Annotated in this window: 20 protein-coding genes and 1 tRNA gene; 9 read left to right on the top strand and 12 right to left on the bottom strand. The window is 65.1% G+C overall.

All coding sequences use genetic code 11. The annotated features are described in order from the left end of the window. Window positions 1-54: 54 nt before the first annotated feature. Together QGV55_RS03090 and QGV55_RS03085 are read right to left on the bottom strand one after the other, a co-directional pair. Window positions 55-873 (bottom strand): TIGR00282 family metallophosphoesterase, encoded by an 819-nt coding sequence (locus QGV55_RS03090; protein ID WP_281018330.1) that lies wholly within the window; start codon window positions 871-873, stop codon window positions 55-57. Next, entirely contained in the window at window positions 870-1460 is a 591-nt protein-coding gene (locus QGV55_RS03085; RefSeq protein ID WP_281018331.1) for a 5-formyltetrahydrofolate cyclo-ligase, read from the bottom strand. The genes QGV55_RS03090 and QGV55_RS03085 overlap by 4 nt, the downstream gene beginning before the upstream one ends. 95 nt (window positions 1461-1555) lie before the next feature. Here QGV55_RS03085 and QGV55_RS03080 point away from each other — a divergent pair, with 95 nt between their 5' ends. Continuing rightward, window positions 1556-2290 carry a DnaJ domain-containing protein gene (locus QGV55_RS03080; RefSeq protein WP_281018332.1) on the top strand — a complete coding sequence of 245 codons (735 nt, stop codon included), beginning with the start codon at window positions 1556-1558 and terminating at the stop codon, window positions 2288-2290. 89 nt (window positions 2291-2379) lie between these two features. Further along, window positions 2380-3576 (top strand): CoA transferase, encoded by a 1197-nt coding sequence (locus QGV55_RS03075; RefSeq protein WP_281018333.1) that lies wholly within the window; start codon window positions 2380-2382, stop codon window positions 3574-3576. A gap of 46 nt (window positions 3577-3622) precedes the next feature. Here the strand turns inward: QGV55_RS03075 and QGV55_RS03070 are convergent, their stop codons facing one another. From QGV55_RS03070 to dctP, 3 genes are read right to left on the bottom strand one after another with little or no spacing between them, the layout of a single operon-like run. Further along, window positions 3623-4882, bottom strand: coding sequence for a TRAP transporter large permease (locus QGV55_RS03070; protein ID WP_281018334.1), 1260 nt, complete (start codon window positions 4880-4882; stop codon window positions 3623-3625). 1 nt (window position 4883) lies between these two features. Next, on the bottom strand, window positions 4884-5375 hold the full coding sequence (locus QGV55_RS03065) for a TRAP transporter small permease (protein ID WP_281018335.1): 492 nt from the start codon (window positions 5373-5375) through the stop codon (window positions 4884-4886). Window positions 5376-5419: 44 nt separating this feature from the next. Next, window positions 5420-6424, bottom strand: coding sequence for a TRAP transporter substrate-binding protein DctP (dctP, locus tag QGV55_RS03060; protein ID WP_281018336.1), 1005 nt, complete (start codon window positions 6422-6424; stop codon window positions 5420-5422). Between the two features lie 513 nt (window positions 6425-6937). Between dctP and QGV55_RS03055 the strand changes: the two genes are divergently transcribed. Then, a complete protein-coding gene (locus QGV55_RS03055; RefSeq protein ID WP_281018337.1) occupies window positions 6938-7732 on the top strand; it encodes a hypothetical protein in 795 nt (264 codons plus the stop codon). 10 nt (window positions 7733-7742) lie between these two features. On the opposite strand, the gene QGV55_RS03050 is transcribed toward QGV55_RS03055, so the two are convergent. Beyond that, window positions 7743-8096, bottom strand: coding sequence for a Spx/MgsR family RNA polymerase-binding regulatory protein (locus QGV55_RS03050; protein ID WP_281018338.1), 354 nt, complete (start codon window positions 8094-8096; stop codon window positions 7743-7745). Between the two features lie 88 nt (window positions 8097-8184). On the opposite strand from QGV55_RS03050, the gene QGV55_RS03045 reads away from it, so the two are divergent. Next, complete coding sequence (locus QGV55_RS03045) at window positions 8185-9795, top strand: AMP-binding protein (protein ID WP_281018339.1); 1611 nt, start codon at window positions 8185-8187, stop codon at window positions 9793-9795. 24 nt (window positions 9796-9819) lie between these two features. Here QGV55_RS03045 and QGV55_RS03040 read toward each other — a convergent pair whose 3' ends face one another. Further along, entirely contained in the window at window positions 9820-10797 is a 978-nt protein-coding gene (locus tag QGV55_RS03040) for a helix-turn-helix domain-containing protein (RefSeq protein WP_281018340.1), read from the bottom strand. A 286-nt stretch (window positions 10798-11083) separates the two neighbouring features. On the opposite strand from QGV55_RS03040, the gene QGV55_RS03035 reads away from it, so the two are divergent. The 3 genes from QGV55_RS03035 (at window position 11084) to QGV55_RS03025 (ending at window position 16424) form a co-directional block, all read left to right on the top strand. Next, window positions 11084-12733: a hydantoinase B/oxoprolinase family protein gene (locus QGV55_RS03035; protein WP_281018341.1), complete on the top strand. Its 1650-nt coding sequence runs from the start codon at window positions 11084-11086 to the stop codon at window positions 12731-12733. Continuing rightward, window positions 12730-14769, top strand: coding sequence for a hydantoinase/oxoprolinase family protein (locus QGV55_RS03030; RefSeq protein ID WP_281018342.1), 2040 nt, complete (start codon window positions 12730-12732; stop codon window positions 14767-14769). Before QGV55_RS03035 ends, QGV55_RS03030 begins: the two co-directional genes overlap by 4 nt. Before the next feature lie 107 nt (window positions 14770-14876). Next, complete coding sequence (locus QGV55_RS03025) at window positions 14877-16424, top strand: AMP-binding protein (protein ID WP_281018343.1); 1548 nt, start codon at window positions 14877-14879, stop codon at window positions 16422-16424. Window positions 16425-16603: 179 nt separating this feature from the next. Here QGV55_RS03025 and QGV55_RS03020 read toward each other — a convergent pair whose 3' ends face one another. Genes QGV55_RS03020 through QGV55_RS03010 form a run of 3 tightly spaced genes read right to left on the bottom strand, consistent with a single transcriptional unit; the run spans window position 16604 to window position 18687 of the window. Further along, a complete protein-coding gene (locus QGV55_RS03020; protein ID WP_281018344.1) occupies window positions 16604-16984 on the bottom strand; it encodes a MaoC family dehydratase in 381 nt (126 codons plus the stop codon). 7 nt (window positions 16985-16991) lie between these two features. Then, entirely contained in the window at window positions 16992-17393 is a 402-nt protein-coding gene (locus tag QGV55_RS03015) for a MaoC family dehydratase (protein WP_281018345.1), read from the bottom strand. A 10-nt stretch (window positions 17394-17403) separates the two neighbouring features. Then, window positions 17404-18687, bottom strand: a complete 1284-nt coding sequence (locus QGV55_RS03010; protein WP_281018346.1) for a hypothetical protein — start codon at window positions 18685-18687, stop codon at window positions 17404-17406. Between the two features lie 303 nt (window positions 18688-18990). Between QGV55_RS03010 and QGV55_RS03005 the strand changes: the two genes are divergently transcribed. After that, a tRNA-Arg gene (locus QGV55_RS03005) sits at window positions 18991-19067 on the top strand. Window positions 19068-19132: 65 nt separating this feature from the next. Here the strand turns inward: QGV55_RS03005 and QGV55_RS03000 are convergent. Together QGV55_RS03000 and QGV55_RS02995 are read right to left on the bottom strand one after the other, a co-directional pair. After that, window positions 19133-20152: a LysR family transcriptional regulator gene (locus QGV55_RS03000; RefSeq protein WP_281018347.1), complete on the bottom strand. Its 1020-nt coding sequence runs from the start codon at window positions 20150-20152 to the stop codon at window positions 19133-19135. Next, window positions 20145-21083, bottom strand: coding sequence for a LysR family transcriptional regulator (locus tag QGV55_RS02995; RefSeq protein WP_281018348.1), 939 nt, complete (start codon window positions 21081-21083; stop codon window positions 20145-20147). Before QGV55_RS02995 ends, QGV55_RS03000 begins: the two co-directional genes overlap by 8 nt. 94 nt (window positions 21084-21177) lie before the next feature. Between QGV55_RS02995 and QGV55_RS02990 the strand changes: the two genes are divergently transcribed. Next, the gene (locus QGV55_RS02990; RefSeq protein ID WP_281018349.1) at window positions 21178-26019 is read left to right on the top strand and encodes a tandem-95 repeat protein; all 4842 of its coding nucleotides are present in this window, start codon (window positions 21178-21180) and stop codon (window positions 26017-26019) included. Window positions 26020-26143: the final 124 nt, after the last annotated feature.

Genomic DNA, 26143 nt, shown 5'->3' with positions numbered 1-26143 from the left:
CATGACACGGTTAATGTTCGGTTGACGGTTGTTCGGCGGCCCGCCGCTGCGCCTTCAGGCGGCTGTCGGCATGATCTGACTGAGCCTGCCGCCGACCCTGACGGGCTGTATCGAGGTTGCCAGGCCGGTCCGGTCGTCACTTTCGACCAGAACACCACAGACCGTTGCCTCGCCCAGGGCAGGCTCGAACCGGGCGCCCGGCGTCTTGTTGCGGAACCGCCGGATGGGCTCTTCCTTCCCCATGCCGATGACGGAATCATAGTCACCGCACATGCCCACATCGGACATGTAGGCCGTTCCCCCCGGCAGGATCTGGTGATCGGCCGTCGGCACATGGGTATGGGTGCCGACCACCATGGTCGCGCGCCCGTCCGCGAAGTGGCCCAGGGCCGCCTTCTCGCTGGTTGCCTCCGCATGCACATCCACCAGCACGAACTGGACGGAGCGTCCCAGCGTACTGGACTGCAGCCCCTTTTCCAGCGCCTGGAAGGGGCAGTCCATCGCGTCCATGAAGACCCGGCCCATGACCTGGATGACCGCAACGCGCCTGCCGCCCGGCGCATCGAACACCGCTACACCCCGTCCCGGCGCACCCGGGGGAAAGTTCGCGGGCCGGATCAGCCTCGGCTCCCGCTGGAAGTGGGGCATGATCTCCCGATTGTCCCAGACGTGATTGCCGGTGACGATGACGTCCGTGCCCGCGGCATAGAGCTCGTCGCAGATCTTCGGCGTGATGCCGAAGCCGCCGGCGGCATTCTCGCCGTTGATGACGACGAAATCTGTCTTCAGCCCGGCGATCAGATCCGGCAGATGCTTCAGGACGCCATCGCGTCCGCTGCGTCCAACAATGTCGCCCAGATAGAGAAGTCTCAACGGAACCTCCTGATCGCGGTCTCGGTCACCAGCATGTCCAGCACCTGATCATGGGATCCGGTCGGAACCACCGGTACGTACTGCGTCTCGTAGGCCATGCCAACCAGCAACGGGAAATGACCCCGGTTGTGCCAGGCCTGGATGGTGCGGTCATAGAAGCCGCCACCATAGCCGAGCCGCCTGCCGCGCCGGTCGATTCCCACCAGCGGCATCAGCACGATGTCAGGACGCATGGCAGGCACACGCGGTCCGGGTTCACGGATGCCGAAGGCGGACGTCTCGAACCGGATGCCGGGTCCGAAGCGTCGGAACACCAGCGGCACACGGGGCGCCACCACCACCGGCAATCCGACAATGGCCCCGCGACGGGTCAGCGTGCGCACCAGCCAGTCCGGATCAACCTCCGTCCCGAAGCCTGCGAAGATCGCGATCCGGCACCCGCGCCAGTCGGCGCGCAGCGCCATGGCGTTGCGCAGGACCCCGCGCGTCCGCCAGACGGCATGCGCCTTGCCGCGTTGTTTCAGGATCCGGGCACGCAACTGTTTCTTGGCCCTGTCGAGGGCCGGGATGGGTGTCACATCTGTCATGAACCGGCTTCAGTCCCTATATGGTGAAACATGATCAAATCTGTACGGGCGTCCGATGATTCAGGGCCGAAGGTGTGGCGCGGGGGGATCGTGACATGAGCTACCTGATCCTTGCAGCCTTTCTGCTGGCTGCCGCGCTGATCGGCGGCAGGGCCTTGCTTGACGCCGACCCGCACAAGCTGGCGCAGGGGCTGCGCATCGGCGGCGGGCTGGTGCTCGGGGTCGCGGGTCTGTTCCTGTCGATCCGCGGCATGTTCTTCGTCGGTGCCCCGGTCGCGCTCTTCGGCCTCGGCATGGTGGCGCGGGGGCTGGGCTGGAACGGCCTGCCCGGCGGTTTCAGCATGGGCGGCAAGCGCCAGCCTTCCTCCGGTGGAGCCTCGAAGGTGCGCAGCACCCATCTGGAGATGTCGCTGGACCACGACAGCGGCGACGTGGACGGACGGATCCTGAAAGGCGATCACGCCGGGCAGAAGCTGTCCGATCTCGATCTGTCCACGCTCACAGGCCTCTGGCAGTCTTGGCAGCACAGCGATCCGGACGCCGCGCGCCTGCTCGAAAGCTATCTGGACCGGGTACATGGTGCCGACTGGCGGGAGGACGGAGCGCGCCGTCAGCAGGACACCGGCACAGGCAGCCGCAGGGCTTCATCCGGCGGCGGCATGACCCGGTCCGAGGCGCTTTCGATCCTGGAACTCCCGGCAGATGCCAGCGATGAGGACGTGCGGCAGGCGCATCGTCGGCTGATGAAGAAGGCGCACCCGGACCAGGGCGGTGCCACCTGGTATGCCGCCAAGCTGAACGAGGCGAAGGAGTATCTGCTCGGGAAGTGATATGCGCGCGCCACAGTTCCCAGTCCGGCAGCAAGGTGGTATCAGCAGCCGCATTGGGGTGACCGATATCCGAGCGGGAGGAGATAGAGATGCCAGGACCACTGGAAGGCCTGAGAGTACTGGACCTGGCGACGATCGTCGCCGCTCCGCTGACGGCGACACTGCTTGCCGACTATGGAGCGGATGTCGTGAAGGTCGAACTGCCCGGCGCGGGCGATGGCCTGCGCGGCTTTCCGCCGTTCAAGGACGGCAAGGGACTCTGGTGGAAGGTTGCCAACCGCGGCAAGCGCTTCATCACCCTGGACCTGCGGACGCCGGAGGGGCGCGACATGCTGCTGGGCATGCTGCCGGAGTTCGATGTCCTGATCGAGAACTTCCGCCCCGGCACCCTCGACCGCTGGGGCCTGGATCGGGAGACCCTCTGGGGCGCCAACAAGGGGCTGGTGATCCTGCACACCACCGCGTTCGGGCAGGATGGGCCCTATTCCCACAAGCCCGGTTTCGCGCGCATCTTCGAGGCGATGTCGGGACTCACCTACATGACCGGCGATTCGGATCGCTCCCCGATGCACAACGGCTATCCCATCGGTGACGCCATCGGTGGTCTGTTCGGTGCGGTTTCGGTGTTGACGGCGCTGCTGGGACGCGCGCGCAGCGGTGCGACGGAAGGGGAGGAGATCGACCTGTCCCTCACCGAGGCGACCTACCGGCTGCTCGACAACCAGATCATCCAGCACGACCAGCTCGGCACCTCGCCGGAGCGCACCGGCAACCGCAGCCACTATTCCGCACCGGCCAATGTCTATGCCACCAGCGACGGCCAGTACGTCAGCCTGTCGGGCAGCACCCAGGCGACCTTCAAGGGGAACGCACGGGCCATCGGCCGGCCCGATCTGCTGGAAGACGAACGGTTCACGACAAATGCGGAGCGTTTCAGGCACCAGACCCTGCTGGACGACATGTTCGCGGCCTGGTTCGCCGCCCATACCCTGGCGGAAGCCCTGGAGGCCTTCGAACGCGAGGGCGGGACGCTCGCGCCGATCTACTCGGCCGAGCAGATCGTCAATGATCCGCAGTTCCAGGCGCGGGAGGCCGTGATCTCGGTCGATGACGCGGACTTTGGCAAGGTGCGCATGCAGGGCGTGGTGCCGAAGTTCCGCAACCGGCCCGGCTCCGTCCGCCATCCCGGTCGGGCCTCGGGCACGGACAATGATGCCGTCTATGGCGAGATGCTGGGCCTCGACGCCGAAGCCCTGGCCGACCTGAAGGACCGGAAGATCATCTGACCTGCGGACTGGAGGATCCGGCCTGGGCTGGGCCGGACCCGAAGCCTCAGTCCAGCAGGATCAGCGAGACTTCCGGCACCCAGACGACAATGGCGAGCACGATCAGCATCAGGCCGATGAACGGCAGGACCGAACGGCAGATCAGCAGGAAGTCCTCCTTGAAGGCCGTCATTGCCACGATCAGGTTCAGGCCGATGGGGGGCGTCAGGTAACCGATCTCCAGATTGACCACCATGATGACGCCGAAGTGGATCGGGTGGATGCCATAGGCCTGCGCAATGGGCAGCAGGATCGGCGCCAGCATCAGGATCGCGGCCCCGATGTCGATCAGGCAGCCGATCACCAGCAGGAAGAGATTGAGCAGGATCAGGAACGTCAGCTTGTCATCCACGACGCCGGTCATCCAGCGCGCCAGATCCTGCGGCACCTGCTCCGCCGTCAGCCACAGATTGATCGAGAGCGCGACGGCGACGATGGGGAACAGGGTGCCGAGCAACCGTGCGGTATCGATGGCGATGTGACCGAAATCGATCAGCCGCACCTCGCGATGGATGAAGACCTCCACGAACAGGGCGTAGCCAACCGCAACCGCAGCCGCCTCCGTGGCCGAGAAATAGCCGGAGTAGATCCCGCCCAGCAGGATGATCGGCGTCATCATGGCAAAGACGCCACGACGCAGCGCCTCCAGCAGTTGCACCATGCTGAACGGTATCGCCTGCATCTTGCGGTTCGAGATCAGGGCATAGGTACCCAGCACGACCGTCAGCAGGATCCCCGGAATGATGCCCGCGATGAACAGGTCACTGACCGATTTCTCCGTCACGATGGCATAGAGGATCATCGGGATGGAGGGCGGAATCACCACACCCAGCGTGCCGCCGGAGGCCAGGGCACCGAGCGCAAACTTCTTGGGATAGCCCTGTTCGAGCAGCGCCGGATAGAGGATCGAACCCACGGCGAGAAGCGTCACGGGCGAAGAACCCGAGAGGGCCGCGAAGACGGCGCATGACAGGATGGTTGCCACGGCGAGGCCGCCCGGCAGCCATTGGGTCAGGGCCCGCATGATGTTGATCAGCCGCTCCGCGATGGAGCCGCGGGTCATGATGTTGCCGGCCAGCACGAACATCGGGATCGCCAGCAGCACATCGCGGTTGATGGCCGTCCAGACATCATCGATCAGATAGGTGACATCGCCATCGCCGAAGAAGAAATGCATGTAGGCGGCAGCGACGAACAGGATCAGGATCACGCTCTGCCGCAACGCCAGCAGCGCGATGACGATCGCGACAAGGATCAGGGCACTCACGTCAGGCTTCCAGCAACTGGGGTTTCGGCTTCAGGGCCGGTTGCAGGGCGAAGGCGAAGTGACGGAGCCCCGACGAGAACAGCGCATAGGGGATGACGACCTGTATCCACCAGAGCGGGTTGTACAGGACCGCCGCCCTGTCCCCGAACGTGTAGCTGTCGCCGACATAGCTGATCGCGGCCAGCCCAAGTCCCCAGAAGATCAGGCAGGACAGCACGTCACCGAAGCGCTCGACCGCCCGGTGCATGTGACCGGGCCACCAGTTGTCCGCGAATTGCGGACGCAGGTGGCTGTTGGCCGCCGTGGCCAGGGTGAGACCCATGAAGCCCGCATAGATGGCGGCAAATACCGCCATCTTCTGCGAGCCCCAGATGGTTTCGGCAAAGACTTCCCGCGCAACGATCTCGCCGAGAAGCAGGATCGCCACCAGAGCGTAGGAAACCGCAGCCACGAAGGATTCAACCTTCAGCAGAATCCGCAGGAATGCGGCCATGCCCTGCCCCCCCGAACGTGATCAGTGCAGCAATCAGCTCGGGATCAGGTGCAGGCTGCCTTGGCTTCCTGGATCCTGGCCCAGATCTCGGCGGCGTCGCCACCGATCTCCTCGACCAGACGCTTGCTGGCACGCTCCGCAGCAGGCTTCCAGCTGTCCAGATCGGCACCCGTCGGGCGGGTCACGGGCGCGCCGGCCTCTGCCGTCTTGCCCAGCAGGAATTCCTCGGTACCACGGATCGCCTTGCGCAGATCATTGACCCGCGCATCGACCAGCCCCAGGGCCTTCTTCTGCGCGTCAGTCAGACCATCCCAGATCCGCTTGGAGACCGTCACGGTGCCGATGTCATGCGTGGCATGGAACACAAGGGTGTGCGGTGCCAGCTTCGGCAGGCCGATCGCCAGGCCGTAGACCGTTGAAGTGGCGATGGCATCCACCTGTCCGGTCTTCAGTCCCGGCACCATGTCAACGACACCCATCGGCACGCCTGCGGCACCAAGCTCGTCAAAATAGAGCGATGTGGAACGCGACGGCGGGACGCGGATCTTCACGCCCTTGATGTCGTCAGCGACCTTCAGCGGCATCTTGGAGGAAATGTAGCTGTGGCCGACCTCCACCCAGGAAAGGGTGACAAGGCCGGAGTTCTGCATCCGGTCCTCGAAGATCGGACGGACATGATTGTCGAAGACGCAGTCGGCCTGCGCCGTATCGCGGAACAGGTAGGGCGCGCCCAGCAGCGCGAATTCGGGCACGATCAGGGATGTCGCGACGCCGGACTGGCCGGAGATGTCGATGCGACCACGGACGACCTGGCGCAATGTCGTCTGCTCGTCACCCAGCTGCGAGGAGAAGAACGGCACGATGTCCAGGCTGGGCTCGGCTGTTTCCACATCCTTGATGGTGTCGTTCAGGAAGGTACCCCAGGGGGTGTTTTCCGGCGCCGCCGTGGCATAGCGCATCTCGGTCTTGTCGGCAGCGGCTGCAGCACCTGCGATCATGCACAAGGCGGTGGTCGCGAAGGCAATACGTTTCAGTCCATCACGCAACATCTGTTCTCTCCCTGGTAGCAAGCCCCGGTCATTCACGCCGGTGGTCATTTATCTGTCATCCAATCTAGCGCCTGACCGCACCGACCGAAAGCACCATGTGCAACACGCCATGGGGTATCGAGAAAAGAAATAATCGCATTCCTCCTGTTCCTGCTTGTTATTCGGGAGGAATACGGTATTTATACCGCTCATGGATGCATCACAACCCTGCCGAAAGGAAAGGCCATGCCCGACATCCCCGCCTGGTTGCCTCTCTGCACGTTCATGACCGGCTTCATGCTGGGGGTCGTCATCACGCGCATGATGGACACGCCTCATGCCTGAGTCAGAGATGGCTTCCTGTTTCGCCCGCTGCTTCCGCGGGACAGACGGCGAACGCGCAATCAGTCATCTGCGCCGCATGACCCTGGATATCGCCACCGGGCCCGACATCAGCGATGCGCGCCTCCGACACCTCGAAGGGCAGCGCTTCATCATCAGCCAGATCATCACCCTGATCGAAAGAGGACGGAAATGACCGACAGCCTGATCGACTACAAACCCGGTACGAATACCCCCGACATGGATGCCGAGAATCCGGCACCGGTCAGGACCCCGGCCAAGGGCATGCACCTCTACACGCTTGATGGTGTGACACACGAAATTCCGGAGAACTTCTGGGACCCGGAAACGAAATCGATCCGGCTCGGATCGCTGCTGAAGAGTCACGGTGACCTGCGGTCCAGAATCGGAGAGCGCCGGAAACCGCCGGAGACCTACGAGATCCGTCTGCCGGACGACCTGCAGTCGGTGATCAGCGCCAATCCCGAAGACCCTCTTGCGCAGTCCGCCATGGAATGGGCCCGCCGTCACGAACTCAGCCAGGAAGCCTTCGACGAACTGGCAGAGGCATTCTTCCGCAACGAAGCGCAGAGCTTCGATCCGGACCGGTATCGCGAGACCCAGATGAACGCGCTCGACGAAGCGCTGGGCAGCGACGCGGAAAAGGTGCGGAAGGACATCGGCCAGTGGTTCGGCGCCCTGATGGGTCGGGATTTCGAGGAGAGTCCCGAACTGCTCGCCGCGGCGGAGGAACTTGCCGCCGACGCACGCGGCGTGCTGTTGCTGAAGACCCTGCGGGACCGCCTGAGCGAGCATGGCGTTCCGGACCGCCGTTCAGATGCAGGTTCCGAAGCGCCCGTCGATGAGGCCGCGATCCGGCGGGTTCAGGCTTCCGACGCCTATCGCAACAGCACCCATGCCGACCATGAGGCGACCCGGAACTGGGTACGGAACGCCTGGCAGACGCTGGTCGACCGGGGACACTGATCCAGGCCGGCTATCCCTTCGATGACAGCAGTTCGCTCCGCACGCTGTCATCGAAGCCCTGCAGGACGTGGGGGCCGCGTGTGAAGACCGGCCGCCGGAGCAGCGCCGGATGCGCCAGAATCAGATCGACGGTTCCCTCCTTCCCGTCGTCCTGGGCCTGCTCATCCTTCGACAGCCCCCGCCAGGTGGTGCCGCGGCGATTGATCAGACCTGTTCCGATCGCCGCGGTCCATCGCATGACATCATCCCGCGACAGGCCGTCGGCGCGAACATCGATGAAATCGTGCCTGATCCCCTCGGCATCCAGCCACTTCCGCGCCTTGCGACAGGTGTCGCAATTCTTCAGGCCATGAACCTTCCACATATCCGCCACTCTCCACCCCGGCTTTGCATCTCCCCGGCCATAGCCCACTATGGCCCCGAGCAACAAGCCTTGGGGGAGGTCCGACGCCATGACGATCCATGATCCGCGCATACCGACAGCCGATGAGTGTGTGGTACCGGCCATGCTGCGTCGCCGCGCCGAGAGCCAGCCGGACGAGACCTTCGTGATCTTCGAGGATGGCGAGACCTGGAGCTATGCCGAGGCGCTGCAGCGGGTGCTGCGCGCCGCCGCCGGATTGCGGGCACTCGGTGTCCGCCAGGGCGACCACGTCCTCTCTTGGCAGCCCAATGGGCGGGAAGCGGTGCTGACATGGTTCGGCCTCAACATGCTGGGTGCGGTCTATGTGCCCGTGAACACCAGCTATCGCGGCGGACTGCTGGAGCATGTGGTGAGCCTGTCCGACGCCCGCCTGATGGTGGTGCATCCGCAGCTGATGCCCCGACTGGCCGATGTGGATGTCGGTGTTCTCAGCGACCTGGTCGTCACCGGGGCGGAGGCTGAGATGCCGACCGTGCCCGGCCTGGAGAACCATCCGTTCAGCCTGCTGGAAAGCGCCGAGCCGCTGGAGGAAGTGATCGAGGTCGCGCCCTGGGACACCCAGTACATCATCTTCACCTCCGGCACGACCGGGCCGTCGAAGGCGGTGCTGTCATCCTATATCCAGGCCCACAGCATGGCCTGCGAGGCCTACGACTTCCTGTCCGGCGACGACCGTGTCCTGGTGAACCTGCCGCTGTTCCATGTCGGCGGCACGATCTTTCTCTACGTGATGCTGGCGAAGGGCGGGTCCTGCGTGGTGGAGGACAGTTTCCGCACGGATGGCTTCTGGGAGTCGGTGCGCCGCAATGGCGTCACCAGCACCTGTCTTGTCGGCGCCATGACCCCGTTCCTGCTGAAGCTGCCGGCGAGCAACCGCGACAGGGACCATCCGATGCGGTCCATCGTGACCATTCCCTGGAACGAGGATTCTCTGGCACTGGGAGAGCGGTACGGCATCGACATGTACACCGGCTTCAACATGACCGAGATTTCCTCCCCCATCACATCGGAGGCCAACCCGCCGAAGATCGGCACCTGCGGCACCCCACGCGAAGGTGTCGAGGTGCGCGTGGTTGACGAGAATGACTGCGAGGTCGCGCCAGGCGTCGTGGGCGAGCTGATCGTGCGCACGGACCGCCCCTGGGCCATGAACCACGGCTACTACAAGAACCCGGAAGCGACGGCGAAGGCCTGGCGCAACGGCTGGTTCCATACAGGAGACGGCTTCCGCTATGACGAACAGGGCTATTTCTACTTCGTCGACCGCATCAAGGATGCGATCCGCCGCCGGGGCGAGAACATCTCCTCCTTCGAGGTCGAATCGGAAGTCACGCAGTTCCCCGCCATTCGCGAGGCCGCAGCCATTCCCGTACCTTCGGAACTGAACGAGGACGAGGTGATGGTGGTCGTTGCGCCCTCCCCCGGCGAGACAATCGATCCGGAGGCCCTGTTCCGCTTCCTTGAGCCGCGCATGGCGCACTTCATGCTGCCGCGCTATGTCCGCATCGTCGATGACCTGCCCAAGACGCCGACGCAGAAGATCCAGAAGGTGAAACTGCGCGAGGACGGCGTCACCGCCGACACCTGGGACCGCGAAGCAGCCGGCATCAAGGTCCGTCGGGAGAAGATCGGAGCCTGACTGCGGTCGCCGGAGCGCCGACGCTCAGCTCTCCATCTGTCGCTCTGTCCGGTACTCGCTGGGGGACAGGCCGGTGACATTGCGGAACGCGCGGCTGAAATGTGCCGGATCCGAGAATCCCACGGAGAAGGCAATGGAGGCGATGGAGAGGCCGCGCCGGGTTGGGTCCAGCAACCGGCGCTGCGCGGTGGCAATGCGCCGGGCGCGAATGACGCCTGAAAGGGTCTCGCCACGCTCGGCGAACATCTTCTGGATATAGCGTTCCGACAGGCCCAGCTCCATGGCCAGGGAGCCCGGCCCCAGCGCCTCGTCATCCAGCCGGTTCTCGATGGCGCGCATGATGCGGCGCAGGTGCGCCAGCCGCACCGAACTCTCGTTGCTCTTCAGGGCATCCACCGGGACCGTCAGCGCCAGGGCCAGCAGGTCCAGCAGGTGCGGTGACATCGCGGCAGCGGACTCGCCATCCAGTTCGTCACGCTGGCGGATCAGCGAATGGGCAAAATCCACGAAGACACGCACCAGCGGCGCCTTGCCGTTACAGGGCTGCGCCACCAGGTCATCGATCATCGGAATGCGATCCCGCATCACCGGCCCGTCCACCCGCAGGGTGATCAGGCTGTTCGGGGTCTCCTGCTGATACTGGTAGGTGTCGGCGGTGGCGATCACCGTCAGGTCACCGGGATCCAGCGCCGCCTCCCGCCCCGCCTGACGCAGCGCCACCGTGTCACGCATCGGTATGGGCAGGAAGTAGTAGTCACCGCCCGGATGGGCGAGATGTTCCCGCCTGCGGAAGACATTCATCGCGTCGCTGTCGATGGCTCCGAAGCGGATGCCCGGAATATCGAAGAAACCGAACCGGCCATTTTCGAAGGCATGAGCCGGGTCTGTCAGGTCCAGTGCGTACCAGTTCTCGTTCAGTGCATCGGTCCACGCCCCCAGCCGTTTCGACCTCTCGAAAGCGGAAACATCAATGGTCCGGGGCTTCAGGGCGACGGTGTTCATGGACCCAATACCTCTCATGCGAAAACGCACACAAATTCAGCAGATCACAACAAGGGTCAAAATCTAACCACTCCCAATCCCTGAACTCCAGCGCAATCTTGTGCCAGGCGGTTCTGGCAAGGGGCTTCTGCTGCCCCGGTCCCGGTTCGGTCTGTCCGTCCACACAGGGGATTCCGACAAGTATTCGGATGCATGGTGGCCAGCCCGCGATCTGAAAGCGCCTGCATGGCACGGCCAGCTTCGATACTGTCGGGGATATCTGTTTGCAGAATCCGGGAGGCGACTGTTGGACACTATCACGCTTGAAATCATGCACGGCAAGCTGCTGGCCACGGTGGATGAGATGGGCATGGTCCTGGCCCGCACCAGCATGAGCCCCGTGATCTACGAGGTACTGGATTTCGCATGCGGGATCTGCGACGCGGAGGGCGATCTGGTGGCGCAGGCCAACGGGCTGACCCTTTTCACCGGCACCTTCGCCGCCCAGGTCCGCTTCATCATCGAGAAGCATGGCGCGCGGATGCGGCCGGGCGACGCCTTCATCACCAATGACCCGTTCCGGGGGGGTACCCACTGCTGTGACATGGCGGTCATCAAGCCGCTGTTTCATGAACAGCAACGGATCGGCTTCGCGATCACGGTGGCGCACTGGCTGGACGTGGGCGGCGCGGTTGCCGGCAGCCTGCCCGCCGATGCGTCCGAGGTCTTTCAGGAGGGGCTGCGCCTGCCGGGGATCCGGCTCTGTCAGGATGGCAGGCTGCTGGAGGATGTGCGCGACATCATCGCCGCCAACTCCCGCCTGCCGCAGATGGCGCTTGGCGACCTGAATGCGGAACTCGCCGCGGTCAACATCGCCGAGCGGCGGCTGACCGAGCTGGTCGAGCGCTACGGGCTGGATGGACTGCAGTCCGCCTTTGCCGGGATCCTGAACCACGGGGAGCAACAGGCCCGGCAGGCCGTTGCCGCTCTGCCTGACGGTATCTATGCGGCCGAGGACTGGATCGACGGCGACGGCGTCACCGACGACCGCATTCCCGTCCGGGTCAGCGTCCGGATCGAGGGGGAGACGATCACGGCCGACTTCGACGGTTGCGCACCCGCGCGGGGCGGTCCGATCAACTGCACCCGTGGCGCGCTTCAGTCTGCGGTGAAGTCGGTGTTCAAGGCACTGGTCGGGCCGCAGGAACCGTCCAACGAAGGCTGGTTCCGGCCCGTGCGCATCGAAATTCCGGATGGCACGGTCTTCAGCGCCGTCAGTCCCTCCCCCATCGGCTGGTACTACGAGGGCGCGGCACAGGCATCGGAACTGGTCTGGAAGGCCCTGGCCCCGATTGCCCCGGAACGGTTCAGCGCCGGCAGCTACATGAGCCTCTGCGCCACCTACATCTGTGGCCGGGACAAGGCCGGGGAGATGTTCGTGCATATCGAGCCGCAGCATGGCGGCTGGGGTGCCACCCCGGAACGCGACGGGGCCAGCGGCCTGATCGCCATCACCGACGGCGACACCTGCAACCTGTCGGTCGAACTGCTGGAGGCGAAATATCCCCTGCGCATCAGCCGCTATGGCTTCAATACGGAGGAGGGACCGGGGGCCGGTCGTCATCGTGGCGGCTTCGGGCTGGTGCGGGAGTACGAGGTGCTGACCGACGACGCCTTCACCTATGCCAGCTTCGGGCGCTCGGTCGAGCGTCCCTGGGGTGCCGATGGCGGCCAGCCCGGCAGCCGCAATCACCTGACCGTCAGCCGCAAGGGCGGGACCTTGCGCACGGCCCGCACCGCGCATGAGGCACTGGCATATGGGGACCGCGTCGCCATCGTCACCGGCGGCGGCGGCGGCTGGGGTGACCCTGCCGACCGATCTGTCAGCGAGATCGCGGCAGACATCGCGGATGGCCTGCTGACGGAGGATCAGGCGCGGGAGGTCTACGGTCGATGATCCGCATGGCAACGGACGTGGGCGGTACCTTCACCGATCTGGTGGCATGGGACGAAACGGACGGCAGCCTGACCGTGGCGAAGGACCTGACCACCGTGCAGGACCAGTCGGGCGGCGTTCTCTCGACCATCGATCTGAGCGGCCTGAGCCCGGAGAGCATCACCGAGTTCGTGCATGGCGGCACCACGGTCATCAATGCGATCACCGAACGCAAGGGCGTGCGCACGGCGCTGGTCACCACGCGCGGGTTCCGCGACGTGCTGGCCATCGGACGCGGCAACCGGCCGGATCTCTACAATCTGCACTTCGACCCGCCGCACCCCTTCGTGCCCCGCAAATGGCGCTTCGAGGTGACCGAGCGCCTGGATGCCGATGGCGCGGTCGTCACGCCGCTGGACGAAAGCGACATCGACGCCATTGCCGAAGCCTGCAGGGCGGCGAAGATCGAGGCAATTGCCATCACCTTCCTGCACAGCTATCGCAATCCGGCACACGAACAGGCCTGCGCCGCGCTGCTGGCGGAGCGGCTGCCCGACGTCTCGATCACCCAGTCCTCCGGCTTCACACGGGAATGGCGGGAATTCGAGCGGACGAGCACGGCTGTGCTGAATGCCTATGTGCAGCCCATCATCGACCGCTACTTCGACCGCCTGGAGTCCCGCCTGCGCGCGCGGGCCGTGACAGCCCCGCTGCAGGCCATGCAGTCGAACGGTGGCACCACCAGCTTTGCCCGCGCCCGCACCCACCCGCTGACCCTGGTGGAGTCCGGCCCGGCTGCCGGTGTGAACGGGGCGGTGGTCGTGGGTCGTGCAGCGGGCCTGCCCAATGTCATTGCCTTCGATGTCGGCGGCACCACAGCGAAATGCTCCCTGATCCGCGGTGGCATGGCGACAGTGAACACCGACTACTGGATCGAGAAGACCCGGCATCACCCCGGCTATCCGGTGAAGGCCCCCGTGGTGGACATTGTCGAGGTCGGTGCCGGTGGCGGCTCCATCGCGCGCATTGCCGCTGATGGTCGCCTGCGTGTCGGGCCGCAGTCGGCGGGCGCTGAACCCGGCCCTGCCTGCTATGGCCGGGGCGGAACGGAGCCGACGGTCACCGACGCGAAGCTGCTGACCGGCGTCCTCGACACCAACCGCTTCTCCGGCGGCCGCCTCAGCCTGTCGACCGAGAAGGCCGCGCAGGCCATGCAGCCGGTCGCCGATGCACTGCGGGTCAGCATCGTGGAAGCCGCAGCCGCCGTCATCCGCCTGGCCGAGGCCAACATGATCAATGCGCTGAAGCTGGTTTCCGTCCAGCGCGGCCACGACCCCCGCGATTTCGCCATGCTGGCCTATGGCGGCGGCGGCGCCATGCATGCGGCCCAGCTTTCGCGCGAGCTGGGCACGAAGGAACTGGTCATTCCGCTGTATCCCGGCCTGTTTTCCGCCTGGGGCATGCTGGCGACCGCGCCGCGCGTCGACCTGGTGCGCACGGTTCCGCTGGACGGCGAAAGCGCGCGCAGCAGCGATCTGCAGGCCGTTCTGGACGCCATGGTGTCGGAGGCGGAAACCTATTTCACCAGCAGCGGCAAGGCGGCACCCCTGGACCTCACCGCCCGGATCGAACTGCGCTACCACGGGCAGGAGCACACGGTGCCGGTCCCGGTCGATGCGCGGAATGTCGATCTGGACGCACTGGTCGAGGCATTCCACGCGGCCCATGAGCGCGCCTATACCTTCCGGCTGGACGACACGCGGGTGGAGGTCATCCAGTTCCATCTGGCGGCAGAGCAGAGGACACGCCTGCCGGAGTTCGTGCCGCTGGACGGGAGCGGACGCAGTCTCGATGCCGCAACCAGTGGCCAGCGACCGGTCCATTTCGGAGAGGGCGGGATGCGCGAGACCCTGATCCTGGACCGTGCCCTGCTGCCGCTGGAACAGGCCATCGAAGGCCCTGCCGTGATCACGGAGCCGACCGCGACCACGCTGGTGCTGCCGGGGCAGCAGGTGCATGTGGACAGGCTGGGCTTCCTGCATATCCGGGAGGTGTAACCTGCCGCCCGTGCCTGAGACCAAGCGGCACTTCCCCCCAGAGAGCAGATCGCTATTCTGGCGCCAAGAACACGGCAGAGTCGGATTTCCGGGGAGGAACAGAGAACATGCATCCTGGCGTACACGGGGCGGAGCGGCCCGAGAAACCGGCCTACATCATGGCCTCCACCGGGGAGGTGGTGACCCATGGCGATCTGGACCGCCGGTCGAACATGGGGGCGCACTACTTCCGCTCGCTGGGGCTGCAGCACGGTGACGCCATCGCGATCTGCATGGAGAACAACCGGCATTTCCTGGAGATCTGCTGGGCCGCCCATCGTGCCGGACTCTATTACGCCTGTGCGTCGAGCTATCTGACCGCCCCCGAGGTCGCCTACATCGTGAACGACTGCGAGGCGAAGCTGTTCATCTCCTCCGCCTACAAGGCGGACATGGCGAAGGGCATGCCCGGTGAAGTGCCGCATGTGGAGCACATGCTGATGGTCGGCGAGCCGATCGACGGCTACAGCTCCTGGGACGATGCCATTGCCGACATGCCGCAGACGCCGATTGCCGACGAGTGGGAAGGGCACGACATGCTCTATTCCTCCGGCACCACCGGGCGGCCCAAGGGCATCAAGATCGACCTGGAGAACCGCAAGCTGGGCGAGGTCCGCCCGACCATGCAGGCCGTGCTCATGCTCTACGGCATGGATTCCGAGACCATCTATCTCTCGCCGGCGCCGCTCTATCACGCGGCGCCGCTGCGCTACAATCTGCTGATGAACCGGATCGGGGCGACCACGATCCTGATGGAGCGGTTCGACCCGGAACGGGCGCTGCAACTGATCGAGAAATACGGCTGCACCCACAGCCAGTGGGTGCCGACGATGTTCGTGCGCTTCCTGAAACTGCCCGCGGAAGTGCGGGCGAAGTACGATGTCTCCTCGCTGAAGGTCGCCATCCACGCCGCCGCCCCCTGCCCCGTCGAGGTCAAGCAGCAGATGATGGATTGGTGGGGTCCGGTGATCTACGAATATTACGCCGGAACCGAGGGCAACGGCTTTGTTGCCGCCAATCCGCACGAGTGGCTGGCACATCCCGGGACCGTCGGCCGTGCCATCGTCGGTGAGCTGAAGATCACCGACATGGACAGCCCGGACGAGGAGCTGCCACAGGGCGAGATCGGCTCCGTCTTCTTTGCCGGTGGACCGACGTTCAACTATCACAACGATCCGAAGAAGACGGCCGAGTCGCAGAACACGAAGGGCTGGTCCACCCTCGGCGACGTCGGTTACCTGGACAAGGACGGCTTCCTGTTCCTGACCGACCGCAAGGCCTTCATGATCATCTCCGGCGGCGTGAACATCTACCCGCAGGAGATCGAGGACAGGTTGCTGCTGCATCCGGCCGTGATGGATGCCGCCGTGTTCGGCGTGCCGGACGCGGACCTGGGTGAACAGGTGAAGGGCGTCGTGCAACTGATCGACCACACCAAGGCCGGACCTGACATGGCGGAGCAGCTGATCGCGTTCTGCCGTGAATCACTCAGTGGCATCAAGACGCCAAAGTCCATCGACTTCGAGAAGGAACTGCCCCGTCACGCCAACGGCAAGCTCTACAAGCGCCTGCTGAAGGACCGCTACTGGGGCAACAAGGACAGCCGGATCATCTGACCCGTCCCCTCCACCGACACGGTGCGTGCGGACCCGGTCCGCACGCACGGTCGCCCGCGCCCACTTCCCACCACGTCGCTCGCGGACTTGATCCGCGAGCCCAGTCGCCGACGTTTGAGCGGCACCATGGGTACTCGGGTCAAGCCCGGGTACGGCGTGGTGGGGCTGCGCAGACCTGTCTACACGCCCGCGACGGCCGGACGGACCCAGCCAACGATCACGGGCTCACCGGCCTGATTGGTGATCTGGACGGTATAGCGCCCCGACTCATCCTGATCACGGGTGCCGCTGGCCGTGACGACATCATCGACGCGGACAGGCTTCACGAAGCGGATGTCCATCTCAGCGCCGTCGCAGGCGTCCGGGCCGAAGGTCGCCGCCATGGCACGCAGGATCAGGTTCATCGACAGGGTGCCATGGGCGATGATGCCGCCCATTTCCGTCCTTGCCGCGAAGGCTGCATCCAGGTGGATCGGGTTCGGATCACCGGTGATCTCGGCATAGGCGTTGATGCGGTCCTGCGTGATCTTCAGGCTGACGGGTGTGAGTTCGGTCTGCATGGCGCGCTCAGCCTGCCCAGATCAGGGTAAGGACCGCTTCGTAGACCAGGCGATCCTGCTGGTCGCGGGTCTCGGTCTTCATCCGTACCCAGTTTCGGCCCTTGCGGACCTCCTTGGACAGCGGAACGGAACTGGTGCGCAGGGTGTCGCCGATGACCGGGCGACGGTGCAACACATACTGCTGCCCGGCATGCAGGCCACCATCGGGGTGGGGATTGGTCAGTTCGAGCTGCGCGGCCATGACGATGCCCGACACCATGTCTGGCGGCGCGGCGTCGGTATTGCCGCCCACGTCATCCCCGTAGACGGCACGCCAGCGGTCGAGCGCGGCCTGATCGATGGCGGATTCGTGAACCCCGAGACTCTGCCCGATCCGGATGCGGTCGAATGTCAGCATTTCGGGCAGCATCAGCGCAGCCTCAACGGACGTAGATATGCACCTCGGAGGCCCCGGCTTCGGCGCTGGTGGTGGAGGTCAGGCCCACACGGTCGGCGGGCAGCCCCATGCCGGTCAGGGTCCGCAGCACGTCATCGGCATGCTTGCGGGACCGGGAACGCTGCAGGGCGATGTCGGCGGCGGAGCCACTGCTGGGCGACACCGCGACAATGTCGAAGCGCGCGTCGGGACGCTGGTCCAGCGCACGGCTGACAGCCGTATAGAGCGCCTGCTCATATTCCACGTTCTGGCGGTCGAAGCGGATCACCACCAGCGGACGCCCGCTGGCAACGGCCGCGGAACCCGGATTTCCGGCGCGCGGGGCCTGCAGGCCGGTCGGCTGATAGCCACTGGTCGGCGGGGCATAGGCCCGCGATGCCAGACTGGTGCCGTAAAGCTCGCCATTCTTGATGGCCAGTGCCAGGGAACCGAGATTGCGGCGCTCATTGGCGATATAGGCCGTCTGGCGGCTGACATCGTCGGAAAGCTCGTTCAGCAGGCGGTCGATCACGACCACGGTCTTGTTGGTCTGATCCTCCAGCACGGCAAGCTGGCGATGATCCTCGTCGATCGCACCGGCAATACCGTAGGTCGCCCGCGCCGTCTCCAGCAGGAACGCTGCAAGGCTGGAATCAGCGGCCACTTCGTTGGCCAGGCCATTCATGGCGGCGATATCGCTGCTCAGGCGGGTAAGTTCGCTCTGCGCCTGGTTCCACTGGTTGACCAGCACCGGATTGCCGGGGGTCGAACCAACCTGCAACCGCGCCTGAATCGCGGCGACCGTGCCGTGATAGCGCTGGGCGTTCTGGATGGTGGAGCCACGGATCTGGGCCAGCGTGTCATTGCGCTGGTTCAGGCGCCCCTCCAGCTGGCGCAGTTCGGAAGCAAGCTGCTGGACCTTCTGCCCCACCACCGTGCCTGTGGCCGGGAAGGAAGAGACCGCAGGGGCCTCGAACGTCGTGGTGCCGAGCGGCGGCGGGCCGCCAGCGACCTGGGTCGAGGGGAACGACGTGGTCGATGCCGATCCCGTGGCGGCGGCATTGAGCGCGGCATTGCGCGCGGCCTGCGCCTCCGGCGAGAGGCGGCTGACACGCGGCGGTGCCTCACGGACCACGGTACCGGCCTCGTCCTCACCCGCCAGAGACGGCCACAGCGAGTCCGATACGAAGGTGCAACCACCTGCGAAAGACGCCATACCCACCATCAGCAGGCCTGCGGCCCGGCTGGTCCAGGGTGCGGATGATGTCGTGAATGACCTTGTGTTCATTACAGCAGTCTGCCCGCCCATTTCGTAGCCTCTGGCCCTGTCGCGCTGTTCAGCGTCGTCACTTAGCGATATCCGGTCAAGACCACCGGCCGCCCCAAATCTGGCCGGCCCGGCACCCTCGGCACACCGTACCGAATCACTGTTACATCCGACCGGCGCGGAGATGTTAGCGAAGCGATACGTGCGTCACAAGGAAGGCCTTGATTCAAGGGGCATACCTGTCAATTGGTGGCTTGCCAAGCAGAAAGGCATACCGTATACGTCCGCCTCGCCCGATGGTGCTGCATCAGCACACCGGGCGCGGCGCCGGTAGCTCAGCTGGATAGAGCACCAGACTACGAATCTGGGGGTCGGGGGTTCGAATCCTCCCCGGCGCGCCATCTTCTGCATCGCGATGAAGTCCGCTTCGCCTACGGGCGCGGCAGGACGGTCGTGCGGCGGCGGATCAGTCCGCCATGACCTGTCCCTGCGCCTCGGTCGGCCCGGCAGGCGCATCCGCGTCCCAGATTCCCTGAAACAGGCCCTCGTCCAGCGGCCAGCCGGAGCGCATGCGCCGGACCAGTTCGTTCACGCTGTGCATCCCCATTTCCCTCAGACGGCGGTGAATCGGATCGGCATCGGCGCGTCGATGCCACACCATCTCCAGCCGGGCCGGCGTGGCCAGGGGCGGCGGCGGATGGATATCGAGCCCGAACCGCCTGTGCACGAAGATCGCGAACGGCATCTGCACCAGGGCGACCAGATTGCTGTTGGCCACGATCTGCGGAATGCTCCAGGCACGATGCACCCGGCAGGCCGGCTCGCTGTTGGTCCTGTCGCCGGAATAGACAACCAGCATGTCCTCCGGCGCCACGGGGCGGTCGATCAGCACCTTCCTGGCCCTGTCGTAGGCTTCCGGAGTCTGGGGGCCGAAATCGTCCGACCAGCCCTTCCGGGTGATGCAGGCCCAGCGCCCGTCAACCATGTGCTGGCTTATCAGGTCCGGATGGTCGATCACTGCCCCCGCGTGATAGGCAAGGTCGAGCGAACCGCTGCAGAGTTCCTGAACGACATCGACCTCGTAGAATGGCGTGATCTCCACCGTGACACCCGGCATTTCCCGCCAGAGCTGGTCCAGGACCGGCGTGAAGATGGTGGGTTCGGCAAGGTTGGGCAGCGAGATCCGGATATGCCGCTTCTGGTCGTAGGACGCAGAATCGTCGCGGACCGACAGCCCGGATTCGAAGACATGCATGCCCTTGCGGATGGGCTCGATCAGCTTGTCAGCCAGGGGTGTCGGCACGATCCCGTTCTTCGTGCGCCGGAACAGGGGCTGGCCGTAATGCTTCGCCAGCCTGCCCAGTCCCGCGCTGACGGCGGGCTGGCTCATGCCCAGTTCCTCCGCCGCGCGTGTGACGTGACCGGTCTCGTAGACCTTCACGAAGACGCGCAGCAGGTTCAGGTTCAGCCGATTTCCCTCAACCATCCCGGTCCTTCCCCTGAAACACTGCTCCATTCCCCCGGAAGACCGACAGGCAGATGTCGCGCAGCCAGTCCAGCGTCGGATTCCCGTTGTTGCGCTCGTGCCAGATCAGATAGGCCTCGTCGCGGGGCACATCGAACGGCAGGGGGATCTCCTCCAGCCCGAATGTCGCGCCGACCTCGTCGAAGAACACCTTCGGCAGCACGGCGAGCATGTCGGTACCGGCGATCATCCCCGCCATCGACCAGTAGCCACCGGTCTGGTAGACCAGCCGCCGCACGCAGCCCTGGGCGGCAAGCGAACGGTCCAGCTTCTTGTGTGCCCGCTGCTTGGTCTTCAGGTCGATGAACGGGAAACCGGAAAAATTCTCCCTGGTGACGGGACCGTGGCGACTGTTCCAGCCGGGCCGGGCCGCACAGACCAGCGGGGAGCGCAGCAGCATCTCGCACCGGATCTGTCGTCCGTCTATGGGCTGGTCGTGGATCGCCAGATCCAGGCTGCCGTCATAGAGCCCGGTGGAAATGTCCTGGTCGGGAAGGTCGCGCAGGAACAGGCACATGTTCGGTGCCGATTCCTCGATGATGGGCATCAGGCACCGCATCAGAAGCGGTTCCGCCAGTTCCGTGAGTCCGATCCGTGTGGTGCCCGAGACCTCCGCCGGATCGAATTCCTGCGGCAGTTCGGAGGCAAGGTCGACCAGCGCCAGCCCCTCGCGGATCGGAACGGCGATCTCGTCGGCGCGTGGCGTCGGCACCAGACCGTCCCGGGCCCGTTCGAAGAGCGGATCGTCGAGCAGTTCCCGCAATCGCGCCAGCGATGCACTGACCGACGGCTGACTCAACCCCAGCAAGCGGGCGGCCAGGCTGACGCTGCCGGTACCGTAGACGGCGTCGAAGACACGCAACAGGTTCAGATCAAGCGTACGAAGGTTCATCAAACGATCCATATAAAGCGTATTCGGAATCCAAATTTCACAAGCTCCGGAATATCGCCCATAGCTCCACCTGCATCTTCGTGGAGGCTCTTCTATGTCGGGATATCATTGGACGCATTTCAACCATTTTGTTTCCGGCGGCAGGCGGGACGACCATCTGACCGGCTCGCGCCGTTCGGAACTCCTGAAGGGCGGCAAGGGCGACGACACGGTCGAGGCCGGGGGCGGGAACGACACGGTCTTCGGCGGCAACGGTAATGACCTGATCGATGGCGGGTCGGGGCGCGACCGTCTCTATGGCGGCAACGGTCGCGACATCATCGACGGCGGATCGGGCAGTGACCTGATCAATGGCGGACGCGGCGACGACACGCTGGGCGGCGGCGACGGCTGTGACATCATCTTCGGCGGCTCCGGCGATGACCTGCTGGATGGCGGCGCCGGGTCCGACTATCTGGATGCCGGCAGCGGCAATGATGTCGTGCGCTTCGAGGCATCACAGAACAGCCATGGCCTCGACCTGGTGGAAGGCGGACGCGGCCATGACACGCTGCGGCTGGTGCTGACCCAGGCGGAAGCCGACGACGCCGCGATCCAGGCCGATATCGACCGCTTCGAGGACTTTCTCAGCCATCGCGGCCATGCCTGGTCGCATTGCGGCTTCGTCTTCCGGTTCGATGCGCTGAACCTGATCGTGCACAGCGTCGAGGCGCTGGAGATCGAGATCATCGGTGGCGTGAACACGGACCCGGTGGCGGCTGACGACAGCCTGATCACGGACGAGGACATCTCCGCCAGCATCGACGTGCTCGCCAACGACCTGGACGCGGACGGTGATGCGCTGACCGTCACCGCGGCCAGTGCTGCCAACGGCACGGTGGTGATCGGGGCGGACGGGACGCTGACCTATACCGGCAATGCCGATTTCAACGGCACGGACACGATCAGCTATACCGTCGATGACGGTAACGGCGGCACCGAAACAGCGGAAGTCGCGGTAACGGTGAATGCGGTCAATGATGCGCCGCTTGCCCGTGATGACTTCTTCTCGCTCCGGGCGGGCCAGTCCGCGACCATCGACCTGCTCGGCAATGATCTCGACCTTGACGGGGATACACTGACAGTCACCTCGGTGAACGGCCAGCCGACCGACGGCCCCATCGAGGTGGTCTTCGAAGGCGTCGGCTCCGGCTTTCTCCATTTCCCTGCCAATGGCCAAGGCAATCCCACCTTCGATGTCACCAGCGGCTTCGAGAGCCTGGGAGCACCCGACCTGATCTCGACCGAGATCTCCTACACGGTCTCCGACGGCAACGGCGGCAGCAGCACGGCGCGTGTCGCGCTGCGGGTGAGCGGGATCAATGATGCCCCCGTGATCGACGCTGATGCCTCCGACCTGTCGGCCACGCTGGTCGAGGACAGCGCCACGATCCTGAGCACGACGGGCAATCTGGTCTTCAGCGATCTCGACGACAACGAATTGCACACCGCCTCCGTCAGGTTCGACGGTTTCGGGGGCGATCAGGGCGGCATCACCGCAGCCGAGGCCCAGGGCTTCCTGTCCGCGTCAGCCAGCGAGCCTCTCATCGGATGGACCTTCGGTGCGGCGAACGGACACTTCGATCATCTGGGCAGCAACGAATCCCTCGACCTGACATACGAAGTCACGGTCAGGGACCTGGGCGGGGACACGGCGAGCGAATTCGTGACCGTCACGGTGCAGGGAACCAATGACGCGCCGGTGGCCGTCAATGATGCCGCGACGACCGACGAGGACGTTGCAGTGACCATCGACGTGCTGGGCAATGACTCGGACGTGGATGGGGACACCCTGACGGTGACGGGAGCCAGTGCCGCCAACGGCACGGTGGTGATCGGGACGGACGGGACGCTGACCTATGTCGGCGATGCGGACTTCAACGGCACGGACACCATCAGCTACACCGTTGATGACGGTAATGGCGGCACCGCGACAGCCGAGGTCGCGGTGACGGTGAATGCGGTCAATGACGCGCCGGTGGCAACTGACGACACCCTGCGCGCGTTCGAGGACTTTCCCGCGACCGTCAATGTGCTCGGCAATGATACCGACCCGGAGGGCGATGCCCTGACCGTGGTGGAGGCAAGTGCCGGAAACGGCACGGTGACCATCAACGCCAACGGGACCCTGACCTATCTGGGCAATGCCAATTTCAATGGCCCGGACACGATCAGCTATACGGTCGCAGACAGCGGCGGGGCCACCGCGACAGCGCAGGTGGTGTTCGACGTCATCCCGGTGAACGACGCGCCGGTTGCCGGGGCCGACACGGCGGAGACCGACGAGGACACGGCCGTCACGTTCGACGTGCTCGCCAACGACACGGACCTCGAAGGCGACGCGCTGACGGTCGAGTCGGCGACTGCCGCCAACGGCACGGTGACCGTCAATGCCGACGGCTCCCTGACCTATCTCGGCAATCCCGATTTCAACGGCACCGACACGGTGACCTACACGGTGCGCGACAGCAATTTCGGTCGGGCGACAGGCACGGCGGAGATCAACGTCAATGCCGTCAACGATGCACCCCAGGTGCTCGTCTCCAATGCCATCGCCCTCTCTGACGTGCGCGCGGGCGACGGCGGCTTCATCATGAACGGGATCGCCGATTCCGATCTGGCCGGTCGGGGGCCGCGCGGCGCGGGCGACGTGAACGGGGACGGCATTGTCGATGTGATCGTCGATGCCCGCCATGCGGACGTGAACGGCAACAACTCCGGATCGGCCTATGTCGTCTTCGGCAAGGCGGACGGCACGGCGGTCAACCTGGCGGATGTCAGTGCAGGCACGGGCGGCTTCGCCATCCAGGGCCGGCCACAGGGTGAACTGGCCGGATCGTCGGTCGACGGCATCGGTGACCTGAATGGTGACGGCCTGGATGACCTTCTGGTCGGGGCCTATCGCTTCAGCGGACAGACCGGGTCGGCCTATGTGGTGTTCGGCAAGGCGGACGGGACGACGGTGGAACTCTCCGATGTCTTCAACGGCAATGGCGGCTTCTTCATCCGCCCCGACCAGACCGGCCAGTCACTGGGCAACGCGATCAGTTCTGCCGGGGATGTGAACGGTGACGGCATCGAGGACCTGATCGTCGGCGCCAGTCGCGATGACGCCAACGGATTTGATTCCGGTGCCGCTTTCGTCATCTTCGGCAAGGCGGACACGTCCGAAGTCCGCATCAGCGACATCCGCAGCGGCAATGGCGGCGGCTTCGTCATCAAGGGCGCGGCTGGCACCAGCGGTGCCGGATTCTCGGTCTCGGATGCTGGCGACGTGAATGGTGACGGCCTGGCGGACATGCTTGTCGGGGCGCCGCTGGGTGGCCAGGGCGCCGCCTATGTCGTCTTCGGCAAGGCCGACAGCACCGCGATCGACCTGGGCGATGTGGAGGCCGGTATCGGCGGCTTCGCCATCACCGGCAGCAGCCCACTGGACAATATCGGCCAGGCGGTGTCCGGGGCTGGCGACCTGAACGGCGACGGCCTGGATGACCTCATCGTCGGCTCCCCGCAGAGCAATGCCAACGGCGTCCGTTCCGGTATCGCCCACGTCATCTACGGCAAGGCGGACGGAGACACCGTCGATCTGGACAATTTCACCGAGTCCGTCGACGGCTTCTCCATTGTCGGTGCGTCGGCGGACGACCGTGCGGGGTACGCGGTGGCCGGCGTTGGCGATTTCGACGGCGATGGCCTGGATGACATCGCCGTCAGTTCGCCCACCGCCGCACTGGACAGCGGTGGCGCCGGCATGACCTACATCGTGCTCGGCACGGCGGGCGCGCAGGGCAATGTGGATCTGGCCGATGTGGAGAATGGTATCGGCGGTATCGCCATCTTCTCCAACGGTGTCGGCAACAGTGTCAGCGCCATCGGCGACATGAACAATGACGGGCGTGCCGACATCATCATGGGTGCCCAGTCCGAGAACAATGGTGCGCCGCGCAGCGGCGGCGCCTATGTCGTGTTCGGGCGGGAAGCGACACCGGACGTCGTCGTCGACCCGGACCAGTCGGTGGCCGTCAGCAACATCAGTGTCAGCGATGTCGATGCCGCGGAGGGTACCGGCGAGGTCGAGATCGTCCTGACAGTCGGAAACGGTGTGCTGAGCGTCAGCGGCACGGTCGCCGTGGTTGCGGGCAACGGCACATCCGAACTGATCCTCACGGGCGACCTGGCGGACGTGAACGGGCTGCTCGACACCCTGACCTACACCCCCGACCCGGACTTCAGCGGCACGGACAATCTGGACGTGCAGGTCACCGATCTGGGGAACACCGGACTGGGCGGGCCGCTGTCGGCAACGGACAGCGTCGCCATCACGGTCACGCCTGCCGGCCTGGTCATCGAAAGCGATGCCCCCGTGATCGAAGGCGGCGACCTGGACGACCAGATAACCGTCACCGGGACCGGCGGCAGCAACGTGGCCGGTCTCGGCGGCAACGACACGATCCTTGGCGGCGACGGCAATGACACGCTCGCCGGCAATGACGGCAATGACACGGTCTTCGGCGGTGCGGGCGACGACCTGATCGGCGATGTCTTTCCGGAGAACGCCGGTCTGCCCGGCAGCGAACCGGGCGCGGGCGACGCCAACACATTCGTCGGCGGCACCGGTAGTGACACGCTGTTCGGCCTCGACGGAATCGATGACACCTTCGTCTTCGGTGACGGCGATGGCGATGATGTGGTCAACGGCTTCGAGGCCGGAGCGGGTTCGCTGGACCAGATCGACCTATCCGACTTCGGCCTGGATGACTTCGCCGATGTGCTGGCAATCGCGAGCGAGACGGGGGGCTCGGCCAGCCTCGCGCTGCTGGGTGTCGACGGCGGGGTGACGATCACGCTGAACGACATCGGCATCGCGGACCTGCATCAGGACGATTTCATCCTCTGAGGCCGGTCCGGGGCTGCGGGCACCGCCCGTGGCCCCGGTTCAGTCTCGCCGCGCGACCGGCAGGACCGCATGATCCGGAGACTGTGACCTCACGCCTGTCCGACAAATCGCTTAGCATCGGGCG

Source organism: Minwuia sp. IMCC3009, from assembly GCF_029909415.1.
Classification (GTDB): domain Bacteria; phylum Pseudomonadota; class Alphaproteobacteria; order Minwuiales; family Minwuiaceae; genus Minwuia.
This window is presented reverse-complemented; position numbering and strand designations above follow the sequence as displayed.